The sequence below is a fragment of the Caldisericaceae bacterium genome (genome assembly GCA_036574215.1).
Classification (GTDB): domain Bacteria; phylum Caldisericota; class Caldisericia; order Caldisericales; family Caldisericaceae; genus Caldisericum.
Genome location: JAINCR010000046.1, coordinates 1 through 20,391 on the forward strand (window position 1 = coordinate 1; position 20,391 = coordinate 20,391).

The following is a 20,391-nucleotide window of genomic DNA, read 5'->3' on the forward strand; positions in this document are numbered from 1 at the left end:
CCAGAATCAAGAGTTTTTTGGATAGAGTAAGCATAGTCATCACTTTTGCCACCATAAGTTTTTGCCCATGTAATACCACCATTTTTATCGAGTTTTAAGATAAGAATATCCCAACCACCTGCTCCAAACGAGGAGGTTTGACCACAAACAATATATCCAGAATCAAGAGTTTTTTGGATAGAGTAAGCATAGTCATCACTTTTACCGCCATAGGTTTTTGCCCAAGAAATGCTACCATTTGATTGCGATAAGATAAAAGCATCGTTTAACTGTTTAGCTAAAAAATCCCTTACCTCAAGATTAGTCCAACTTACCGAACCTAAAGGCAAATCAAAAGTTTTTGCTACAACATTAGCATCTTTTGAAATAATATTTAAGGCGTTTGTTTTTACTTGAGAAAAAGATAACCCATAAGAAGATGGTACTAAGTAAACAAAAAAACAAATCAAAATAAAAATTATAATAATTTTTTTCATCTTCGCTCCTTATTAATTGTTATTTATTACACAAATAATCTTCTACTTAAATTATACAAAAAAAAGACTTATCAAAAACTTTTAATATTTACAAAAAATGTCTTCTATGAAACTCTTTTAACTGAATCATTTTTTTCCAAAGCAAATAAGTTTTGATAGAAAATATTTTTGATAATTTTTTATACGCTTCATTGGATTGAAGAAGAAAAAATAGATTGTTGTTTGGAAGTGAAATATGTAGTCTTAGATTACTGGAATAAAAGTAGTGATTCATCTAAAGAAGGGTTAAGAAGCAAAAAGAGTGTTTAATCTGGTTTAGTTAGATAAGTTTCTTTTAAAAGCCTATTTCATAATTTTTATTGTTTGGTTTCCAAAGAATTTATAAAAAATTTTTCAAAATTTTCAAAAAACTCTTGACTTTTAAAAAAAAAAAAAAAAAAAATATCCTATCATTAGATGAGGGTTAGTTAGGTATGGAAAAGTTTAGAAAAGAGAAAGTTTTAGATAAGGAGGTATAATGTAGAACTCACTGAAGTAGGAATAACGAGTGAATTTTCAATCCCATTGAATCATGATACGAACATTGAATGGGGAGATCCAGTTGACCATCTAATCCGTTTTCCAACAATTGTAGAGCATTGTAGCACATTTGTGGGAGTAAAAGCAGATGGTTCTATACAAGTTTCGCCATATCTTCCTATAACTGTTGGTAATATAAGAAGACACAAATTCAGTGAATATTGGGATAAGGGTTTAGCAAGGATGTGAGAAATTACAAAAGTAAAGGAGTTTGCAAAAAGAATTGTATGTGTTAAGGATATGGGAAGAAGCGATGAGGAGATACCGGTTGTTTGGTTTGATGAAGACATTGCAATAGATATTATAGACGATAATCTTTTAGGAGGAGTAGATGAAAGAAGCAAAACCAATGTTTAAGAAAGAGAACCTCCTTTATGAAAGAGAAGAGAAAGAGGGATATTGAACCATTACTTCAAAAGTGCATCCTGAAGCAAGGGAGCTAATAATCAACCCTACTGCAAGAGAAATATTAGAACTTACCGATGGAAGCAGAACAATGAATGAGATAGAATTGCATTTTATCAACAAATATTTTAGAGTGCCTAAAGAGAAAGTTAAGGCTGATATTTTTAGGACTTTAAGTTCCTTTACACGTCTGGGAATTGTAGAGTGGGATGGCGAAAATCCTTTCCTCTATAAGAAAGAAGAACCTCTTACTGACGGCTACTCTCTTTTCATTGCTCAAGAAGACAACCTGAGAGATCTTGAAAGTTTTATTAAATTAATGGAAGATGTACAGGGTCTTCAAGGAGGAATAGTTTTCTACAAGAATCCATTAATTACGCAAGGTGAATATTCCGAATTAGTATTAAGGCAAAAACTCTTTAAATTTTTTGAAGAATTTTTCCTGTTAAGGAAGGATTCGGAGATAAAGGGAATGATAAGTATTTCATTACCTGCTCACCCAAAGGAATTTAGTGCTGCCTTGAGATTGGTAATCTGCCCTGAGAAGTTTTTAAGCGAGTTATTTAAATATTCAAGAGATTATCTTCCGTATTTAGCTGTAAGGCATATTTCAAAGATTGAATTTTATGAAACAGATACAGAACCAGTAAATGATACTCTCAAGAAGTTCTTGTTGGAAGAAGGATTTGTAAAAGAAGGGGAATTGAAAAACGAACTTGGTTTTGGAAAAGATTTAGTGATTTATTCTCTTTCCTATGCTAAAGAATTTATTGAAAAAGTAGAAAAACAAAGAAAGGAATTCGTTTAATTTATGCTTAAAGATATAATAAGAAAGGAAGTAAACTAAAATGCAAAACAATGAAAGCCCGACGATTGAGAGTGCAGTAGGAAGTGGAGGAACAGATCCAGATGGTTTTATTTTTGTTATGCTTGCTGCAGTAGCATGGTCACTAATAGTGGCGACTGCAGCCGCGGTAGTAAGTTACGATACTCTTTGGATACAGGTCCATAGGTATATTGATCATTGATCTCTAACTGTAATAATATGTAATAATACGAGGAGGTAAAAATGAAAAACTATAAAAGTTCAACGACAGAACAGTTAGGAGAGATTAGAGGTTCTCTAATCTTTAGACCTAAGTATTCAAAATGGGCTTATGTATTTCTTTCTTTGATCATTATATTTGTGGCGCTTGTGTTAGGAGGTGTTATTTGGGTTTTTAAGCAAGAGGGATCGGCAATAACTACCATTATTTTAAGAAGTATACCTTTTGGGCTTCTTTTAATTTTTCTTCTTTTTGGTTTACTTATTTATCATACAATGAGATATGAAATCAGAGATGATGGACTTTATCTTGTCTGTGGACCATTTTATTCAAAGATTGATTATGGAAAGATTAAAAGTTTAGAAAAAACTGATTTAACTTTAGATGTTACTTCAAGCTGGAGAATACCAGGATATGCTTTGTTTAATGTTCCATATGGAAATAAAGGTATTATAAAAATGTATTCTACAAGTGCCCTTAAAAACATTCTACTTATTAAAACCAGCGATGGGAAGCAGTACGGTATAACACCTGCAGATGAAGAAGGCTTTTTAAAAGAACTTGAGGCAAGGATAAAAGGAAATAGGTGAGGATATGAATAATTATATTTTATTATCGATGATATTTCTTGGAGTTACTTTTATCTGGATTTATTTCTTTTTCCCTTATCCATTTTTGAAATTTTCGCCTATTAATTTTCTTTCGGCAATCTTTGGAGCTTTAAGTGCTATTATATTTTTCTTTTTAAAAACATTTGTTCTAAGAGTATTTTCTTTTTCGAATTCGGTCCTTTGGATAATTCTATTTTCTTTTATAATTGTCCTTTTTCAAAACTTTTTAAAGACATTATTCCCGTTTATTATTTTTAAAGTCAAAAGGAATAATCCTTTGATTCTTGGTGGTTTGTGCGGTGCTTTTTTTGGGTTTACTGAATCAGTAATTTCAATATTAACTAACTCAAATTACAACATGATTTTTGCAGAGGAGGTCTTTAAAATTGGCCTAAGTACAAGCCTTATGATTCTAATTTTTTATGGACTTATAAAAGAGAGAATAATACTCTACTTCCTTCTTGCAGTGGTAATCCAAACATTTATCATTGCAACTCCAATTATTACTAATTTACAGGGAGCAATCTCAGTATGGTTCATTGTTATTACATCAAGTATCGTAATAATAATTTCGAAGTTTATAGTCTTAAAAAAATTAGATTCTACGAAACAAGTTGCGACAAAGTAACATAAGTTGATTGAAAAAATGATAAAGAGTTAAGCGAACAATGATAAGTTAAAGGAAGATATATACATTAGTTTAAAGGAGGTAAACTAAAATGCAAAACTAAGAAAGCCCGACGATTGAGAGTGCGGGAGGAAGTGGAAATGAATTAGAGCCACAGGTTGTGTTAGCACTTGTAGATTTTGTTGTTGCTTCAGAGTTTATGTATATTTGGATTTGGCATGCAGTAACAGGTGTACCGGAACCCCCATACCCCATAGGGTGAGATAAATAAGTTTCTTAAAGAGATTAATGTGAAATGAACTTATACTTAATTTCTATTTGGATTGATGGAATTATTTTAGTATTGTGCCTTATCTTTTTGGTAAGTGAGAGGAACCCAATTTTGGGGATTAGGATCCCTGCAACACTTTCAGACCCGGAAATTTGGAAGAAAACACACAAAAAAGCTTCAAAAATTTTATGCACAGTTTCACTTGTCCACCTTTTCTTACTATTGTTGACTCATTCAGATTATTATGCAAAAGTTTTTAACGCCTTATTACTATTTCTCTTTATCGTGTTGCTACTTTATATTATTTATTATGCAAACACTCTTTATGAAGAAAAATTTCCAACGAAAGTGAAAAAGATAAACTTCTCTAAATCGCCTTTTTTAAACAAACTCCTCAATAATTTAAGAAAACTAAATCCAGGCTTTGCAAAAATGCAGTTTTGGATTTGAAATAAAAAGGAAAAAGATAATGAGCAAATAAAAATTAATTAAAGAACTATCTTCTTTTATTGACAAAAATTCAAAAATGGAATATACTCAAAAAAATTTGGAAACGGAGGTAAAAAAATGACAGAAGTTTTAATGGAAAATGTGAGTTTTCGGTTCTCTAAAGTACTGAAAATAGTAGAAGATTTTTCTTTAAAGGTAGAGAAAGGAGAGTTTGTTTACATTGTTGGTAAGAATGCGGCAGGTAAGAGCACACTGTTAAGGATTATGTGTGGTATTATCCCTCCTCAAAAGGGTAGGGTAAGTCTCTTAGGTAAAGATCCACACCGCAATCCAAAGGTTCTAAAGGAAGTTGGAGTAATGATTGATGGAATGGGATTTTATAGCGATCTCAGTTTGAAAGAAAATGTGCTTATCTTTGCAAAAGAAAAGGGATTAAAGGATGGAGTAGAGAAAACATTGGATGAGTATATAAAAATTTGGGATATAGATTTTAATACTCTATACAAGAGAGGTTCTCATGGTATGAGAAGAATAGCGCAACTAACACTATCTCTCTTAACAAACCCTCAGGTTTTCATATGGGATGAACCTGAACTTGCACTTGATGAAAAAAGGCAAGGAATTTTGTTAAACTTCCTACATGACTACAAATCAAAAGGAGAGACAATTATTATAGCAGGGACAAATCCCGATCTCTACGGAGATCTTGTAGACAAAACAATCCATAAGGAGGTAATCGTATGAAGGTTCTTTTTAAACAAAAACAGTGGATTGTAATACAGGCAATATTTGTGATTATAAGTATCATAGCAGGGATATCTATTAAAGCACATACCAAAGAACCGGTAGGTGGATTAGCAATGGGTTTGCATTTTATTGCTAGCACTACGGAGTATGGTATCCCAATTTTTTTCATTCTCTTTTCAGACCTTCTATTCAATGTTGAGTATCTACAGGGAACATTTTTAACGCATTTAACCTGTGGGCAAAGTAGAAGAGTTTGGATGCTAAAAAAATCTATAACCTTTTATATGTTTATCCTCCTTCAAATTCTTATTACTCTTGTTTTAATATCATTAGTTACAGGTGCATTACTTGGACATTTTGGTCTACAAGGGTTGAAAGAATTAGATAAAACGGTATACAATATGAAAACAACAGAGTTGGTAAGAGGAATAGGTTTAAACACCTTAAGGATATTTATGTTTGTTAGCTTTGCAGTATTTGTATCAACACTCTTACCAGGTAAACTTGTAATAGGTAGCATTGCTTCTATAGGTGCAATTTTCATAATAATGAGAATTATGGCTGACCTTTATCATACTTACAAGGATAGTAAAGTTATGGATTTTGTTGTTCGTAATTTCTTTTTTGAGAATCCAACAAAACTTGCATGGGTCTTTGGAATTCTTTGGGTTCTCATATTCACATGGCTTTCGATAGAGCGGGTAAATAGGGTTGAAATAGCAAGTAGAGGTGCTTAAAAGTTGTCTAATTCAAATTCTATCTCAATAAATATTGATTGTATAGGCTTCTTAGCAAGCCTCTACATTGATTGTTAGTTATATTAAGAGCACATTCAAATGAAAAAAGATATAAAAGCATATTTTTCTTTGCTGTTTCACTATCTTAAGGGTCACTTAAGAGACGTTATTGTAGGTGTTATCTTCGGTATTATTGGGGAAATATGCTGGGTAATTTTCCCTTTAATCACAAGGTTCTTGATTGATTTTGTAATTATTGGTAAGAATCATTCGTATTTTAAACCATTAGTCCTCTTTTCATTTCTTTTGCTTCCTGTCTTTTTAGTTACTTTCCTTATTTCAGACTTCGTTTTAGTTAAGGCCTTTAAGCAAATTGCAGCAAAACTCAAACTCGACATATTTAAGCATCTTCAATATGCATCATTGACTTTCTATGAGAAGGAAGCAAGTGGAGGGATAACTTTTCGTCTTCTTGGAGATAGTGACTCGCTTGTAGATTCATGGAGGGAAATTCTTGTTACAGTTCCGATGCAACTTGTGCTTCTTACAAGTGCTATTTTTATGGTCAAGTGGAATTTGACACTTGCAATATTTGTATTTATACTTCTTGTTATACAGGCATTCATAGTAGCTCGTTTTAGAGGACCAATCCTTAACTGGACAAAGAAATCAAGAGAAAAAGGAGAAAAGATTAATGGTTATACAGTTGGGCATTTTATAAGAATCCAACTTATTAGGGCTATTTCTGCAGAAGAAGTTGAGCAGAAGAATTTCTTTAAGAGACTACAGGAACTCATCAAAATAGAAATAAAAACTTTTATGATTTCCAGATTCTCTGATACTCTGCAGTGGTTTGTCTATAATACTTGCTCTTTTGTTGTTCTCTTCTACGGTGGATTACTTGCAATACATGGAAAGGCAACAGTTGGAATATTAACGGGGTTTCTAATATTTATGAACATTCTTTACCAACCAATTGCAACTCTTACGAATCTAATTCTTTCATTAGAGAGAGTGCGGGTAAATCTTATGAGAGTAAAAGAGTACTTAGAAATTAAGGGAGATGTAGTAGAAAAAACTGATGCAGTAGATTTTGTTCCAAAAGAAGGAAGGATTAGTGTAGAGAATGTTTCTTTTAGCTACGAAGATAAAAATGTTTTATCAAACATAAATATTGAATTTCATCCAAATTCAATCACTGCCATTGTAGGTCCTACTGGCTCTGGTAAAACGACTCTTGCAAAACTACTTGTAAGGTTCTTTGATCCAAAGGAAGGTAGAATCCTTTTAGATGGAGTTGATATAAGGGATATTAAATTAACTTCACTTAGGAAAGCAGTGAAATTATTTCTTTCCAACAACTATGTTTTTAATGGCACTTTGTATGAAAATATTACTTATGGCTCAACAAATGTAAGTAAAGAGAAAATAGAATGGGCTTTAAAAGAATCTTCTTTAGATTTTCTTTATAAACTTCCTAATGGCCTTGATACTATAATTGGTGAAGAAGGTATTAACCTTTCAGCAGGAGAAGCGCAAAGGGTAGCTCTTGCAAGGGCATTAATACTTTCTCCAAAAGTTTTCATTTTTGACGAGCCTACTTCATCTCTTGACTTAGAAACTGAAAATAAAATTAATAATGCTTTTATGAAGCTTAAAAATATTAGCACAGTTATTATCATTGCTCATAGACTTTCTACTGCAAAAATTTCAGATAAAATAGTAGTCTTAGAAAATGGGAAGATAAAAGGAGTTGGAACTCACGAAGATTTACTTTTGGAGAATGATTTTTACAAAAGAATTAACTCTATTCTCCAACAGGAAAAATAATGTTTTGTTTCTCAATTCAGTATCTGCATAAGTTACGATCTCTTAGGAACCTTATATAATTACTGTGTTGTCTTAAGTAATTTTCTTTACTCTTTTCTAATCGCAGTCTTTTCATGCGATTCTACGAAATATTATTTGGTTGCCTCATTTAAATTAACACACGAAACTTTTCTATTTTTAAATCACAAAAACTTTTTTCAATACAATTTCAAAGCATAAAGCAAGACATCTTGGTCAACCTATGAGTTCTACAAATTCTTAAAGTATATAACCTTTCTTCTTTGTCATTTTCTGGTATCTTGTTACTTTTTCCTTCATAACCGCTTAGCTCTTTTAAGTATAAAATCATAAAATCTTCTTCTCCCATTTTCTTTAAAATTTCTTAATTTTATCCTACTCTTCTTTGAAGTTTTGAATAGACTTTTATGCAAGGTGAATTTAATTTTGAACTGATTTTTAGTGAAGCAATTTGGAGTATTGATAAAAATAAAAATTAGTAATAAAATAAAAATAGAAGGAGGTAAAAATGTTAACGTATATTTTGTATGTAATTTTAATCGCATTTGTTATTTCGGTTGCTTCTAAAACAGTAATCATTGTTCATCAGGCAACAGCAGCAATCGTTGAAAGACTGGGGCAATTTTCAAGGGTTCTTACTCCCGGATTGCATGTAATAATTCCTTTCTTTGAAAATGTGAAGAAGATAGTTGATCTTAGGGAACAAGTGTGGGACTATCCACCACAAGAAATAATTACAAAGGATAATGTTGTAGTTAAAATTGACAACGTCATGTACTATATGGTAATTGATCCTGTTAAAGCCGTATATGAAGTGCAAGACGTTGATCAAGCCATCTTAAAACTCACTCAAACTGCTATAAGAAATGTATGCGGCGATCTAACGCTTGACGAACTTCTTACCTCAAGAGAAAAGATTAATGAAACCTTGCGGCATGACTTAGATATCGCAACAGATCCATGGGGAATAAAAGTTAGTAGAGTTGAAATTAAATCAATTATGCCACCACCTGAAATACAAGAAGCGATGACAAAACAAATGAAAGCCGAAAGAGATAAAAGAGCAACTATTCTTGAGGCAGAGGGCGTTAAACAAGCTGCCATTCTTAAAGCAGAAGGTGAAAGACAAGCAAAAATCCTTAGCGCAGAAGGAGAAAAACAAGCACAAATCCTCAAAGCTGAAGGTGAGGCACAGGCAATCATTACTGTTGCAAAAGCAAGAGGAGAGGGAGTGGAAGTGTACTTTACAGGCATACACAAAGGCAACCCCACAAAAGATATTATTGCAATTAATTACCTTGACACTCTAATGAAAATAGCGGATGGAAAATCAACGAAGATATTCCTCCCATATGAATCATCGGCACTACTTGGTTCTTTAGGCACAATTAAAGAGATATTTAAAGAAGAAAATAAAGGTGGAGAAACAAACAAATAAAAGGAATTAATATGAAAGAAATAACAAATACTTGGATAATCATTGCCGTTATCTCCCTAATTGTCGAGGTTATAACTCCAACATTTTTTGCAATCTGGTTTAGTGTGGCTGCAATTATCACTCTAATTTTTAATTTTTTAGAGGTGAGCTTACCCGTTCAAGTTGCCATTTTTATACTTACCTCTTTAGTGCTAATTTTAGCCTCTGAATTTATCTTAAAAAGAAAACTCAATCTCATCAAAAAGCCTTACAAGACGAATGTGGAATCTATTATCGGAAAAATTGGTTTTGTAACAAAAGAGGTAGGAGATTTAAACCATGATGGTGAAGTATTTATTTATGGCAAATACTGGACTGCAATAAGTGAAGATGGCAAAACAATCCCTGTGAATAAAAAAGTTATTGTTGTAAGGATAGATGGAGTAAAACTAATTGTAAAAGAGGTAGAAGAATAACTTCTGTTTAAAAAACTTTAAAAACCCTATTTTGTAATAATTGATTTGTAAATTAGAGGAAAAGCAATACTGCTAAATAATGGAGGACACTTCCTCCTATTACAAAGAAATGCCATACAAAATGGTTGTATCTATAACTTTGACGTGCATAAAAAACAACACCAAGCGTGTAAACAAGTCCACCTGCAATGAGTAGTATTAAACATCCTTCGCTTATATTCATTACAAGTGCTTTAAAAGAAAAAACAACCAAATACCCCATTATTAGATAACTCAAAGTGAAAAGGACGGGAAACCTGCCAACAAAGAAAATTTTTAAAATTATAAAGATAATTGCAATTAGCCAAACTGCAATAAAAATACGAAATCCAAGAGCCCCTTTGATACCTAAAAGAGAAAATGGAGTATAAGTCCCTGCAATTAAAAGATAGATTGCCGAATGGTCTAAAAGCCTTAAAAAATACTTAGCTTTTTTACTTTTTACGTTGATGTAAAAAGAATGGTAGAAAGTTGAAGACGAATACAACAAAATAAGGGTAATTCCAAAAACTAAATAAGAAAATAAAGCAACTGGATTATTACTCTTTACGCCCTTAATAATAAGGAGCACTAACCCTGCAATACTTAAAGCAGTCCCTACACCGTGAGTAATACTATTTCCAATTTCTTCTTTTCTATACAATGGCTTTTCTTTGAACTTCATGTTGAATTATACCTTAAAAAATTAAAAAGTGCCTAAGTCTTTATTAAAACCCAGGCACTTTACTTACTTATTGAATTCAAATTAAGATATTATTTTTTCTTCTTTCTCCACCAACTCTGCAAAACCATCGTAGTCAATAAGAGAAACTTGCGAAGTATTTTCTTGAAAACCTCTTGCTAAAAAATCTTCTTTAATTGCAAAAAGCTCTACCCCTTCTTTCACTAAACTTTTTACAGAAGGGAAAATTGAGAAAATAACACCATCTTGTATGAAAAGCACTTTATCACCTGGTAGCGCACTACTCAACAAAAATTCAGAAATTTTTTCATTTGGGCTCTTCTTCACAATTATTAATGCCATTTTAAAGCCTCCTTAAAAAATTACAACTCTATCAAAAGAGTGCAAAAAGTTCGGAAAATCATCTTTTGAAACAAACTGTAGTATCTTCCATCTCTTATCAATTTCTTCTTGTTTGATGTTAAAGTGCTCTACATCTTCTTTAAGTGCATAAACGGTTGTATTGTATTTATCAAGATATCTATCAAGTATTGTTAAAGATAAACAACCTAATAATTCAGGTTTGCATGTAGACCTTAAGACTAATACTGCATCTTTAACTAACATTACAGCTGGTTCTACATCTTCTCCATACATACCAAATGCACTTCTAAAAGCTTCGTTTATCCAAATAGATCCTGAAGGAGAATTGTAAGCAATAAATAACACTTTTTTCATTTTAACCTCCTAAGGCATAAGGTTTATATATCTATCAGACACAAACAAAAGGTGCGCCATTTCGGGAACACCTGAGAACACTGAACCTTCGATATTCAATTCATTTGTAAGTCCCCTATAGTCAGCACAAAGTCCACAAATATTTATTTCAACGCCTTTTTGTGCAAGTTCTTTCAACTTCTCAGGAATATTTCTGTCAATTCTCATTGGTTTAACTAGTTTATTTACCGCAAGAACTGAATCTGAAAATAAAAATATTGAAACCTTATGCCCTCTTTTCAAGAAAGCTTCAGCAAAATGAATTGCAGTATCTAAATCAGCATTGGTATAAGGTGGAACATTTGCTTGAATTGTTATATGCATTATATACCTCCTATCAATGAAAAAATTATCTTCTTTCAAACAGATACCAAACCATTAACCAATTACCAGCAACAGCAAAAATTGTAAATACGATTGAACTAATCGCTAAATGTGGAAGACCAGACAAAACATGACCGACGTTACATCCATAAGCAACGGCTGCGCCAAAACCCATTAAGACACCACCTAAAGCAACCTGTAAAAAAGTCTTGGGATCTTTAGGCATCCTCAACTTAAATTCTTTAGAAAAAAGAGCTGCTATAAAAGCTCCAATAATTACTCCAAAAACTTCCATTCCTATCCAGTTATATGGAACGGGTTTTGTTAAATCAACAGTTCCAGTAGTAACTCTAAAAAGATTTACCCAGCCACCAGTGATTCCAAGAGCATAACTTTTTTGAGAAAGGTATCCGATAATTCCAACGATACCTAACGCAATGCCACCGTAAATCCAGTTAAGACCAGTTACTTTTCTCTCGGTTGTTCTCAAAAGTATTAATACAATTAAAAGTATTATTGCAAAAACGATAGCAATGATCCAAGGATTGATATTAAAAAGGTTTGCAATTGTTAAGTTTGCTTTTCCATCTGCTGTTGCGTAAACATTAGAAGGGTTATTTGTAGTTGTTATAGGGGTGCCTAATAACTTATTAAAGAATGTCAATGGCCCGCCTCTTACGGCCGAGGCTGTAATACCAAAAAATACTGCTGCAACAAACGCGGTAATATAACCTTCACCTATTCTGTAAGTAATACCACTTGCACAGCCCCCTGCTAACACCATTCCCATACCAAATAGAAAACCACCAATAATCTGAGCTAATGGCACAAAAGGAAGTGGATTTAACTTTATCCAACCAAGTGATGCTGCAAGTTGGAAGCCAATAGTTTCTACAAGGATTGCAAGAACTGCCATTTTAAAAAGGTAATTATCCTTAGTTAACTTAACGTCTCTTATTGCTGAGTTAAAACACATTCTACTTCTCTGTAAAACTACACCGAAAAGAATGCCAACCAAAAGACCTTGTAGTCTTGGATCCATTGAATACCTCCTTTAAATTTTTTTAATAAGAATTCTCCATTCGCTCTGGCCAATTTCTTCGATAGAAAGAACTTCTCCACCGACCTCTTTAACGCCTTCTGGAATTCTTTCCTTAGAAAGTGCATAATCAATCAATACCTCAAGGACTTCTCCTGACTTCATCTCCTTAAGTTTTCTCCTTGTGTCCACGTCAGGAATTGGACACACCTCACCTCTTTCGTCTAATGTGTAGTTAGGCTTAATTTCGTTACTCATTTTAATAACCCCCTTTCTGGATTATTTGAAATTTAATTTTTAAATTACTTAACACTAAAAAGTATCGGTAATTACACGTAAAACTATTAAAATTAGTTAATTTTTTCTTTATTATTAATTTTATTAACGTATAAACTATTTTTTTACCTAAATTTTTCTTTATATTAAATATTATTTTCACAATTAATATTTTAATATAAAAATATTTTTTGTCAATAGCTTATCAAAAAATGAAAATTGATTTAATTTGCACTAATTAGGCGATTGTTAAGTTACAAACAGATTTTCTTTGAACAGTTAAAAATTTCTCAAAATTTTTCAAACAAGATTCTCTCTCGGTAAATGTCTTTCAAGAAGAATAGCAGAGTAAGTTTTCACTTTGGAATAAAAAAGTGGGCTTTGCACCATTATAATGAGTCTTTGTAGTCATCCTAAACACATTCGCTTTGCTAAGTGTAAACTCCATAACGAAGTATATAAAAGTTAAATGGGAAAACAGAACCCCTTTAAGACTCTCCCGAATAATGAAAAAACTGCAAAAGGATGAGATTCTTCACTTCGTTAACAATGACTTCACAAATGCAAAAGACAACAAGTCAGAGTGATGAAGAAAATTGAAATGACAAAGGTGAGGCATAAATAAGGGTTATGAACTACAACAAAAGTTAAAGTGATAAAATCATCAATTAACATTTACAAAGAAATTTTAAATTTTTAACGATTTTCAGCAAAATTCTTTGCAAAATATTCTTCAAAATAAATACAAAAAGGAGCTAAAAAGTTAGCCCCTTTTATGAAAAGAAACTAAAAATTATTTTACAATCTCTTCTATTCTTCTTAACCTTTTTTCACGGTCTTTAACAAACCGCTCAATTCCTTCAAATACATGTTTAGGATCAAGGTGAGCCTCTTCAACAACTTCATCTACAGTGCCACCAGTTCTCCATCGATTATCCCAATCCGAAGAAAGCGAATATTCTTCTACGATAGGGTTAGCAATCCAATGATGCATAAGTTTAACAGACTCATTTGTAATAACCATTGCATCATGGAAAAGTTTCCAAGGAAGAACAGTATCTTTATATGATTGTGGTTCTCTTCTAAAGAGTTCATAAGAAGGAGCAGAAACAATTCTCACATTGAGTTTTGCCTCTTTAAGTTGTGGTAGGACTTTAATAACTGACAGAGTAGAACTTGTTCCCTGAACAATCACAGTCCCCATTATCTCTAAATTAGGGTCAAAATCTTTCAAAATGTAAGCTCCATGCGCAGCTTCAAAGTAAGAAGCTAAACCTAACTCTTCTCTATTAGGTATTGGAACATGAGGTCTTGTGAGCACAAGAGCAATAATAGGCGCATCAAGGGAAAGTGCCTTACCTAACAAAACTGGAACTTCATTTGCCTCCCAAGGTATAAGATCAATCACATGGCCTTGTGGAAATAAATCTCTAACACCTGGAGCGAATATACCAAAATGAGTCCTTGAGTCATCAGCAGTTTCAGGACCAGAGTGTCCAAGAACCCAAATTGTTTTACCAACTTTAAGTTGACAATCTTGAGCTAACTGTGAAAATAGCCTCATCATTCCGTATTTTAAATAGGCAAAAGAGCCGTAAGTTGAAGAAGCCGTGTAGAAACCATTAAATTCTTCAAACGGATTCTTAGCAAAGTTGACGGCAGCAACCCCAACAGAAATACCAGAGTTAACAAATTCTGTAATCTCTTGCGGTAGGAGAATACCTTTTTCATTGTGTTCCTTATCAAACCAGCCAAACCCTGGAAAATCACCATAGGGTTTTGCAAAACCTGATATCTGTGTTGAATCTGCAAGGTCTGCTGACATTGCTAAGAAAAGTGGACGTCCATACTTCTTTCCTACATACGAATTAATCCAAGCACCCCATTTACTAAAAGCTTCTCTATTTGCTGCATTTGTCCCAGGTGCAAAAAAGAGATCCTTTGGATAATTTTTATAGTCGTAAAGGGCAGGATCCTTAATTGGATTTTCTCCTAAAAGCTCAAAGGTTTCAACTGTATCTGGGATACTATTTGCAATATCAATAAGTCTATTTGCAACAAAATCAAGTAATTCTTTATCGCTAAAAGCAACACTCATTGCCACTTCAATGTTTTCTTTAAATTGTTTGTAAATTTCCTCTTGGTTTTTGGGTGCAGGTTCCCCAAAACCAACGAATTGGACTCCATACTTACTTTGGAAGTCTTTTTTAGTTTCCCAGAAGAGTGGATCGTTCATCTTATGAGGTGCACCATGGGAAGCGTTATCATACTTTAGATAACCTCTTCCTTTTCTTGTTTTGAAATATGCAACATTAGGAATGTTTTTTTGAATATTCTTTTCATCAAAAAGTTCTTGTTCTGTTTTATAAACTTCTATAAAATCGCTTCCGTTTTCTGTCCCAACTACCCTCCAACCATGACAACCAAACCATTCTTTTGGTGTACCATAAACAGTCTCTGAAACAGGATGGTCATCAATACCGTAGTTGTTCCAATCGATAAGGAAGAAAAGATTATCTAAACCCAATGCCCAAGCAGAATTAATACTTTCATGGAAACCACCTGGAGTTAAGCCCGCATCACCTTCAATGACTACCACTTTATTTTTATTTAACCCTGCTCTTTTTAAAGCAAACGCCTCTCCTACTGCTGCAGTAATTCCGTGTCCAGATGGGCCTGTGTTAAATTTAAGGAAGAGGGTTTTTCCTTCAAACTCAGCATGTCCAGAGAGCCCTCTATTTCTTCTAAAACCAAGTAAATCTTCAGGTAGAAGTGCAAATTCTCTTCTTAATTTAAACTTTTCGTCACCAGTTTCTTCGTATTTCTTTTGTAAAATACCATTTAAGACTGCTAGTGTAGCATACACAAGGGGTATGGTATGCCCTGCTCCAAGTATAAAACGATCTTGGAATCTCTTCTCAGGATTTCTTATATCGTATTTAAGAAAGCCCGAAAGCATAAGAGTGACGAACATGTGCATCTTTGATCTTGAACCACCTGGATGCCCACTCTGTCTGTAGTTAAGCATTAAGTCAATAAGTGTGTCGACTATGTCTCCAACTTTCTCATAGTGTATTAGTTCTTTTTCGTTTTCAACCATCTTTACACTCCTTTCTCAAAAATTTTCTTGTACTCCTCCTCTACATCCTTTATAAAATTCTTCATTCCTTCCTCTGTCTTTGGATGATTAACAAGATCTACCAAAACAGAAAAAGGCACAGTTGCAATATCACACCCCAGTAGCGCAACTTCTCTTACTTGCCTTGCGTTTCTTACGGATGCTGCTATTATTTTAGTATTGAAGTGATAATTTTCAAAGATTTCTTTAATCATGGAAAGCATATGCACTCCGCTTACAGCACCGTTATCTTCCAACAACTTATCTCCTAAGTAAATACCTTCTTCTGGGTAATAATCGCTTTTTTTAAAAGGTAAATTTGCGTTTGTTCTTAAAAAGTCGTCTATTCTTCCTATAAAAGGGCTTACATAATCTGCTCCTATTTTTCCTGCTAACATTGCTTGCTCTGCAGTCATTACAAGTGTAATATTAACTGGAATGCCTCTATTTTTAAGCTCTTTTGCGGCTAATAAACCATCAAAGTTATTTCCTGCACCAATGTTTGGATTAATAGGAATTTTTATTACGACGTTATTTGCAACATAGTTAAATTTGGTATAAAGCACTTCACCTTCTATGACCATATTCTTTGTATCTACACTAACAACTTCAAGACTAACAGGCCTCAACCTTCCTGCAACACGTAAGAGCTCTTTAATGTAATCTTCCATAGAAAAGTTACCTTTTCCATACTTTTCAATTGCCTTCTTAATAAGGGAAGGATTTGTTGTTACACCATCTATAATACCCCAAGAGATACCAGTTTTAATTTCTTCAAGATCGGCGCTATCAATAAAAATTCTCATAAGTCATCATCTCCACCCTTAATATAATAATGGATAGGCAATGCAATAAGAATAATGGCTAAAGCAAACGGGCCAATAAGTAATCCAAGTATAAACCATCCAAAGGAATTTCTACCCTTTTTCTTTGCAACAATTGCAGTTAGTATTCCGAATAAAAGAAAAATACCCAATAAAATTGCAGAGATTATAAACTGCATGTTGTATTGCAAAAAATTAAACGTAGGTAAAGATAACTTATTCATTTTTACCTCCTTTCTTCCTATTTTACTATGAATTCAAAATTTTTAAAAAGTTGAAATTTATACCCAAGAGATTTTTATAGTATAATTTATTATGAAAAGTTGCTTACTGGTAGCAAATGGCACCAGAAATCCACCTCAGTTTTTAAGAGAACTATCTAAGAAAGTTAATTTTGTAATTGGTATAGACGCTGGCGCAGAGTATCTCCTTGAATCTGGGGTAAAAGTAAATCTTGCAATAGGTGATTTTGATTCAATAAAGAATAAAAACTTACTTAAAAACATCGATTATCTTGAATACCCAAAAGAAAAAGATTACTCAGATACTGAAATTGCAATAAATCATGCAGTAGAAAAAGGATTTAATGAACTTATCTTTACAAACATGCTTGGTGGAAGAACAGACCACATTCTTTTTAATCTTTCACTCCTCTACAAAGTTTTTGGACTTGGCAAAACAGCGAAAATCCTTGAAAACAAGGAAGAAATATACATTTTTGATAAACACATAGAAATTGAAACAGAGATAAACGATATTATATCTGTCTTTCCAATGTTGCCTCCTTTGAAATTCACAGAATCAAAAGGTTTATATTACAAATTAAAAGACAAGACGGTTACTTTAGGAGAAACTCTCACACTGAGTAATTTTGCAAATGAAAACAGGGTAAGCATCTCTCTAAGTTCTGGGGTTGCAATTTTAATTGTTAGAAAAGTAAAGCCTAAATTTTAATCAAAGAAACTCTTAAAAATTTTTTTAAACTCTTCTTTTACAATCTCTTCTTCAATGGTAAGTATTTTCTTATTTTGCATAACAATCTCTCCACCTATTATTACTGTATCAACATCAGTTGGGTACATTGAATAGATTACATTTGAGATTGGTGAATGGTTTGGTATAAAATTTACGGTATTTTTATCAACAAGAATAATATCTGCCTTAAAACCTTTCTTTATCTTGCCAACGTTTTCAAAACCCAATGCTTGCGCTCCATTGTATGTGAGGATCTCAAAGGCTTCATTTGCGGTTAAAAGCTTTGGGTTTCTTGAGATGCCTTTTGCAAGCATGCTAGTTAGTCTTATCGATTCTAAAACTGAAAGATTATTGTTAGAAGCAACACCATCAGTTCCAACAGTAAGTCTTAGACCATCTTCAACGAATTTGTTAATAGGAGGGATGAAAGACCCTAACTTCAAATTACTTTCGGGATTAAGAGAGACCCATACATTTCTTCTTTTAAGAAGTTTGATATCTTTTTCACTTACCCAAACACAGTGAGCAGCAATAACGTTTTCATCTAAAAACCCAATAGAGGCAAGAAACTCAATAGGAGTTTTAGTATAAGTTTTCAAATAATCTAAAACTTCTTGCTCTGTTTCGTGTAGATGGACTTGGATTTTTATATTAAGTTTCTTAGAAAGATTTAAGGTCAACTTAAATAGTTCTTGTGAAACTGTGTAAGGTGCATGTGGAGCAAGGCTTATAAGAATTTTGCTATCTTTATCTACAAGTTCTTTAAACTTTGTCTCTACGTTCTTAATGATTGTATTATCCATAAAAGGTTTTGAGGCATACGCTATACCAATATTAGCTCTCATACCAATTTCGGAAAGTGCCTTAAGAGTAGCGTTGGGGTAAAAGTAGAAGTCGGCCGTTGTAGTTGTACCAGTTTTTATAGACTCAATTGCTGCAAGAAGAGAAGCAAAATAAACAACATCGTAAGTCAATTTACTTTCAAGGGGGAAAATAACTTTATCTAACCAATCTTTAAGCGGTAAATCTTCTCCCAAACCCCTCATGAGAGTCATTGCAAGATGGGAGTGTGTATTGACAAAGCCAGGTAAGGCAATGTAAGAACTACCATCAATAATATGAGAATACTCACTATAAGGAGGGTTATCACCTACAAAAGCAATATTTGAATCTTTTATTACTATATTAACAGAATCTCTGTAGGTCTCTTTATCAAGAATTGCAGAAACATTTTTTATAAGAATCATAGACTTTCTTTTCTTTTAAGAGGAAGGTAATGTTCGTCGGTTATTACATCAGTATCTTTTTCGATTATTGCTCTTATATCTTTAGGTAAGTTAAAAAGAGCTAAATGAGTCTCTCCGTCATAAAACTTTAAAGTTGAAGAAATACGCTCTTTTAGTCTGTAATCAACATCCTCTTTTGTAAGGTTTTTAGGATCATGTTTTTTTGATGCAATAACAAACCCCCAAGTAGTATCAAATGAAGGCACGTATGCAAAATAACTTCTCACAATAGGGAAGACTTTTTTTAAGGTGTTCCTAATGATTGTATGCATTTTGTAGTCTGTAATTCTCAAAAGCGAGGCTTGCAAAACAAAAACTCCGTCTTCTTTTAATCGATTAAAAATCGTTTTATAAAACTCAACCGAATATAGTTTATAAGAAGGCCCTTGCTCGTACGGCTCTGTTAGATCACTAATGAACACATCAACAGAACTATTTGAAAGGCTTGTTTCAACGAATTCTCTTGCATCAGTATTTAGAAGAGTAGCTCTTTTGTCATCAAAGCTTCCTTGGTGCCACTCCTTCATGTATTCTTTTGCAATATCAGTTGCGTCCTTATCAATATCAACCATAATCGCTTTTGAAACACTTTTGTGTTTTAACACTTCTCTTAGGGTAGAGCCTTCTCCTCCACCTAAAATCACAACTACTTTTGGATTTTCTAAACATAGCATTGCAGGATGCACAAGAGATTCGTGATAGATGTATTCATCAGCAAGAGATGATTGAACATCTCCATCGATAATGAGTAATTTACCAAAGGTAGGACTCTCTACCACTTGAATATACTGGTAGGGAGTCCTCACCTCATAGATAACTTTTGAAATCCCATGAAGGTGCTCTTCATCACCTCCAAAACGGTCATGGAAGTAAAGATAACTCTTCTCCATAAACTTTTTCTTTCACAGACAATGTTTTATGGCTGTATTTCCCTTCCTCGCTAACTTCTCCACGGGCAATTTCGGTTGTTTTGACATAAGTTGCCTTGAGTTCTTTTGCAACATACTCACAAGCAACTTTAGGATCAATATCGCCACAGGTATAAAAATCAAGCGCAGCATAACCAAACTCTGGCCACGTGTGAATCGAAAGATGTGATTCGGAAATTACCACCACTCCACTAACTCCCTGAGGAGTAAAGTGGTGAAACGCAACATTCAATACTGTTGCATTAGCCCTTCTTGCTGCATCAACAAGAAGAGATCTAAGGTAATCCAAATCATTAAGAAGTTCTGGAGCACATCCAGATGCATCCATAATAATGTGTTTACCTTCTGTGCGCATTTCATCCACCCCCTTCCAAAGAATTAGTGACAACCACCCTGCTTAATGAGGGGCTTCCTGGGTTAATCCAGGCATAACCTCCGACCAGTCCAGCCGT

Annotated in this window: 24 protein-coding genes; 11 read left to right on the plus strand and 13 right to left on the minus strand. The window is 33.3% G+C overall.

From position 1 onward, the window contains the following. Positions 1–476: hypothetical protein (locus tag K6343_02330; GenBank protein MEF3244806.1), on the minus strand; the 476-nt coding region annotated here is incomplete at its 3' end. A gap of 564 nt (positions 477–1,040) precedes the next feature. Between K6343_02330 and K6343_02335 the strand changes: the two genes are divergently transcribed. The 10 genes from K6343_02335 to K6343_02380 all read left to right on the plus strand — a co-directional run bounded on the left by K6343_02335 (position 1,041) and on the right by K6343_02380 (position 9,691). Continuing rightward, positions 1,041–1,244 (plus strand): hypothetical protein, encoded by a 204-nt coding sequence (locus K6343_02335; protein ID MEF3244807.1) that lies wholly within the window; start codon positions 1,041–1,043, stop codon positions 1,242–1,244. 307 nt (positions 1,245–1,551) lie between these two features. Beyond that, entirely contained in the window at positions 1,552–2,268 is a 717-nt protein-coding gene (locus tag K6343_02340; GenBank protein MEF3244808.1) for a hypothetical protein, read from the plus strand. A gap of 261 nt (positions 2,269–2,529) precedes the next feature. Further along, positions 2,530–3,096 carry a PH domain-containing protein gene (locus K6343_02345; protein ID MEF3244809.1) on the plus strand — a complete coding sequence of 189 codons (567 nt, stop codon included), beginning with the start codon at positions 2,530–2,532 and terminating at the stop codon, positions 3,094–3,096. A gap of 4 nt (positions 3,097–3,100) precedes the next feature. Then, a complete protein-coding gene (locus tag K6343_02350) occupies positions 3,101–3,745 on the plus strand; it encodes a hypothetical protein (GenBank protein ID MEF3244810.1) in 645 nt (214 codons plus the stop codon). A 295-nt stretch (positions 3,746–4,040) separates the two neighbouring features. Continuing rightward, positions 4,041–4,466, plus strand: a complete 426-nt coding sequence (locus K6343_02355) for an SdpI family protein (GenBank protein ID MEF3244811.1) — start codon at positions 4,041–4,043, stop codon at positions 4,464–4,466. Positions 4,467–4,583: 117 nt separating this feature from the next. Continuing rightward, positions 4,584–5,210, plus strand: a complete 627-nt coding sequence (locus K6343_02360; protein MEF3244812.1) for an ABC transporter ATP-binding protein — start codon at positions 4,584–4,586, stop codon at positions 5,208–5,210. Next, positions 5,207–5,950 (plus strand): hypothetical protein, encoded by a 744-nt coding sequence (locus tag K6343_02365; protein ID MEF3244813.1) that lies wholly within the window; start codon positions 5,207–5,209, stop codon positions 5,948–5,950. Before K6343_02360 ends, K6343_02365 begins: the two co-directional genes overlap by 4 nt. Before the next feature lie 99 nt (positions 5,951–6,049). Continuing rightward, positions 6,050–7,780: an ABC transporter ATP-binding protein/permease gene (locus K6343_02370; GenBank protein MEF3244814.1), complete on the plus strand. Its 1,731-nt coding sequence runs from the start codon at positions 6,050–6,052 to the stop codon at positions 7,778–7,780. Positions 7,781–8,306: 526 nt separating this feature from the next. Next, complete coding sequence (locus K6343_02375) at positions 8,307–9,236, plus strand: SPFH/Band 7/PHB domain protein (protein ID MEF3244815.1); 930 nt, start codon at positions 8,307–8,309, stop codon at positions 9,234–9,236. Between the two features lie 11 nt (positions 9,237–9,247). After that, positions 9,248–9,691, plus strand: coding sequence for an NfeD family protein (locus K6343_02380; GenBank protein ID MEF3244816.1), 444 nt, complete (start codon positions 9,248–9,250; stop codon positions 9,689–9,691). A 52-nt stretch (positions 9,692–9,743) separates the two neighbouring features. On the opposite strand, the gene K6343_02385 is transcribed toward K6343_02380, so the two are convergent. From K6343_02385 to K6343_02425, 9 genes are all read right to left on the minus strand, one after another. Further along, a complete protein-coding gene (locus tag K6343_02385; protein MEF3244817.1) occupies positions 9,744–10,394 on the minus strand; it encodes a hemolysin III family protein in 651 nt (216 codons plus the stop codon). An 81-nt stretch (positions 10,395–10,475) separates the two neighbouring features. Beyond that, a complete protein-coding gene (gene tusB, locus K6343_02390) occupies positions 10,476–10,754 on the minus strand; it encodes a sulfurtransferase complex subunit TusB (GenBank protein ID MEF3244818.1) in 279 nt (92 codons plus the stop codon). Between the two features lie 12 nt (positions 10,755–10,766). After that, entirely contained in the window at positions 10,767–11,129 is a 363-nt protein-coding gene (locus K6343_02395) for an intracellular sulfur oxidation protein (GenBank protein ID MEF3244819.1), read from the minus strand. 9 nt (positions 11,130–11,138) lie between these two features. Further along, positions 11,139–11,492 (minus strand): DsrE family protein, encoded by a 354-nt coding sequence (locus K6343_02400; GenBank protein ID MEF3244820.1) that lies wholly within the window; start codon positions 11,490–11,492, stop codon positions 11,139–11,141. Positions 11,493–11,517: 25 nt separating this feature from the next. Further along, on the minus strand, positions 11,518–12,534 hold the full coding sequence (locus tag K6343_02405; protein MEF3244821.1) for a YeeE/YedE family protein: 1,017 nt from the start codon (positions 12,532–12,534) through the stop codon (positions 11,518–11,520). A gap of 12 nt (positions 12,535–12,546) precedes the next feature. Then, complete coding sequence (locus K6343_02410; protein ID MEF3244822.1) at positions 12,547–12,789, minus strand: sulfurtransferase TusA family protein; 243 nt, start codon at positions 12,787–12,789, stop codon at positions 12,547–12,549. An 811-nt stretch (positions 12,790–13,600) separates the two neighbouring features. Then, positions 13,601–15,907: a transketolase gene (locus K6343_02415; protein MEF3244823.1), complete on the minus strand. Its 2,307-nt coding sequence runs from the start codon at positions 15,905–15,907 to the stop codon at positions 13,601–13,603. A 2-nt stretch (positions 15,908–15,909) separates the two neighbouring features. Further along, positions 15,910–16,731, minus strand: a complete 822-nt coding sequence (locus K6343_02420) for a transaldolase (protein MEF3244824.1) — start codon at positions 16,729–16,731, stop codon at positions 15,910–15,912. Beyond that, on the minus strand, positions 16,728–16,973 hold the full coding sequence (locus K6343_02425) for a hypothetical protein (GenBank protein ID MEF3244825.1): 246 nt from the start codon (positions 16,971–16,973) through the stop codon (positions 16,728–16,730). Before K6343_02425 ends, K6343_02420 begins: the two co-directional genes overlap by 4 nt. 91 nt (positions 16,974–17,064) lie before the next feature. Here K6343_02425 and K6343_02430 point away from each other — a divergent pair, with 91 nt between their 5' ends. Next, the gene (locus K6343_02430; GenBank protein ID MEF3244826.1) at positions 17,065–17,703 is read left to right on the plus strand and encodes a thiamine diphosphokinase; all 639 of its coding nucleotides are present in this window, start codon (positions 17,065–17,067) and stop codon (positions 17,701–17,703) included. On the opposite strand, the gene K6343_02435 is transcribed toward K6343_02430, so the two are convergent. Genes K6343_02435 through speD form a run of 3 tightly spaced genes read right to left on the minus strand, consistent with a single transcriptional unit; the run spans position 17,700 to position 20,303 of the window. Then, positions 17,700–18,971, minus strand: a complete 1,272-nt coding sequence (locus tag K6343_02435) for an amidohydrolase (protein ID MEF3244827.1) — start codon at positions 18,969–18,971, stop codon at positions 17,700–17,702. The genes K6343_02430 and K6343_02435 overlap by 4 nt on opposite strands. Next, the gene (locus tag K6343_02440) at positions 18,968–19,900 is read right to left on the minus strand and encodes a fused MFS/spermidine synthase (GenBank protein ID MEF3244828.1); all 933 of its coding nucleotides are present in this window, start codon (positions 19,898–19,900) and stop codon (positions 18,968–18,970) included. The genes K6343_02435 and K6343_02440 overlap by 4 nt, the downstream gene beginning before the upstream one ends. Further along, the gene (speD, locus tag K6343_02445; protein MEF3244829.1) at positions 19,872–20,303 is read right to left on the minus strand and encodes an adenosylmethionine decarboxylase; all 432 of its coding nucleotides are present in this window, start codon (positions 20,301–20,303) and stop codon (positions 19,872–19,874) included. Before speD ends, K6343_02440 begins: the two co-directional genes overlap by 29 nt. Positions 20,304–20,391 lie beyond the last annotated feature (88 nt).

Bases quoted from the DNA above. Each gene is read 5' to 3' on its own strand.
- K6343_02340 (MEF3244808.1), top strand. From the start codon at position 1,552: ATGAATGAGATAGAATTGCATTTTATCAACAAATATTTTAGAGTGCCT.
- K6343_02345 (MEF3244809.1), top strand. From the start codon at position 2,530: ATGAAAAACTATAAAAGTTCAACGACAGAACAGTTAGGAGAGATTAGA.
- K6343_02350 (MEF3244810.1), top strand. From the start codon at position 3,101: ATGAATAATTATATTTTATTATCGATGATATTTCTTGGAGTTACTTTT.
- K6343_02355 (MEF3244811.1), top strand. From the start codon at position 4,041: ATGAACTTATACTTAATTTCTATTTGGATTGATGGAATTATTTTAGTA.
- K6343_02360 (MEF3244812.1), top strand. From the start codon at position 4,584: ATGACAGAAGTTTTAATGGAAAATGTGAGTTTTCGGTTCTCTAAAGTA.
- K6343_02365 (MEF3244813.1), top strand. From the start codon at position 5,207: ATGAAGGTTCTTTTTAAACAAAAACAGTGGATTGTAATACAGGCAATA.
- K6343_02370 (MEF3244814.1), top strand. From the start codon at position 6,050: ATGAAAAAAGATATAAAAGCATATTTTTCTTTGCTGTTTCACTATCTT.
- K6343_02375 (MEF3244815.1), top strand. From the start codon at position 8,307: ATGTTAACGTATATTTTGTATGTAATTTTAATCGCATTTGTTATTTCG.
- K6343_02380 (MEF3244816.1), top strand. From the start codon at position 9,248: ATGAAAGAAATAACAAATACTTGGATAATCATTGCCGTTATCTCCCTA.
- K6343_02385 (MEF3244817.1), bottom strand. From the start codon at position 10,394: ATGAAGTTCAAAGAAAAGCCATTGTATAGAAAAGAAGAAATTGGAAAT.
- tusB (MEF3244818.1), bottom strand. From the start codon at position 10,754: ATGGCATTAATAATTGTGAAGAAGAGCCCAAATGAAAAAATTTCTGAA.
- K6343_02395 (MEF3244819.1), bottom strand. From the start codon at position 11,129: ATGAAAAAAGTGTTATTTATTGCTTACAATTCTCCTTCAGGATCTATT.
- K6343_02400 (MEF3244820.1), bottom strand. From the start codon at position 11,492: ATGCATATAACAATTCAAGCAAATGTTCCACCTTATACCAATGCTGAT.
- K6343_02405 (MEF3244821.1), bottom strand. From the start codon at position 12,534: ATGGATCCAAGACTACAAGGTCTTTTGGTTGGCATTCTTTTCGGTGTA.
- K6343_02410 (MEF3244822.1), bottom strand. From the start codon at position 12,789: ATGAGTAACGAAATTAAGCCTAACTACACATTAGACGAAAGAGGTGAG.
- K6343_02415 (MEF3244823.1), bottom strand. From the start codon at position 15,907: ATGGTTGAAAACGAAAAAGAACTAATACACTATGAGAAAGTTGGAGAC.
- K6343_02420 (MEF3244824.1), bottom strand. From the start codon at position 16,731: ATGAGAATTTTTATTGATAGCGCCGATCTTGAAGAAATTAAAACTGGT.
- K6343_02425 (MEF3244825.1), bottom strand. From the start codon at position 16,973: ATGAATAAGTTATCTTTACCTACGTTTAATTTTTTGCAATACAACATG.
- K6343_02430 (MEF3244826.1), top strand. From the start codon at position 17,065: ATGAAAAGTTGCTTACTGGTAGCAAATGGCACCAGAAATCCACCTCAG.
- K6343_02435 (MEF3244827.1), bottom strand. From the start codon at position 18,971: ATGATTCTTATAAAAAATGTTTCTGCAATTCTTGATAAAGAGACCTAC.
- K6343_02440 (MEF3244828.1), bottom strand. From the start codon at position 19,900: ATGGAGAAGAGTTATCTTTACTTCCATGACCGTTTTGGAGGTGATGAA.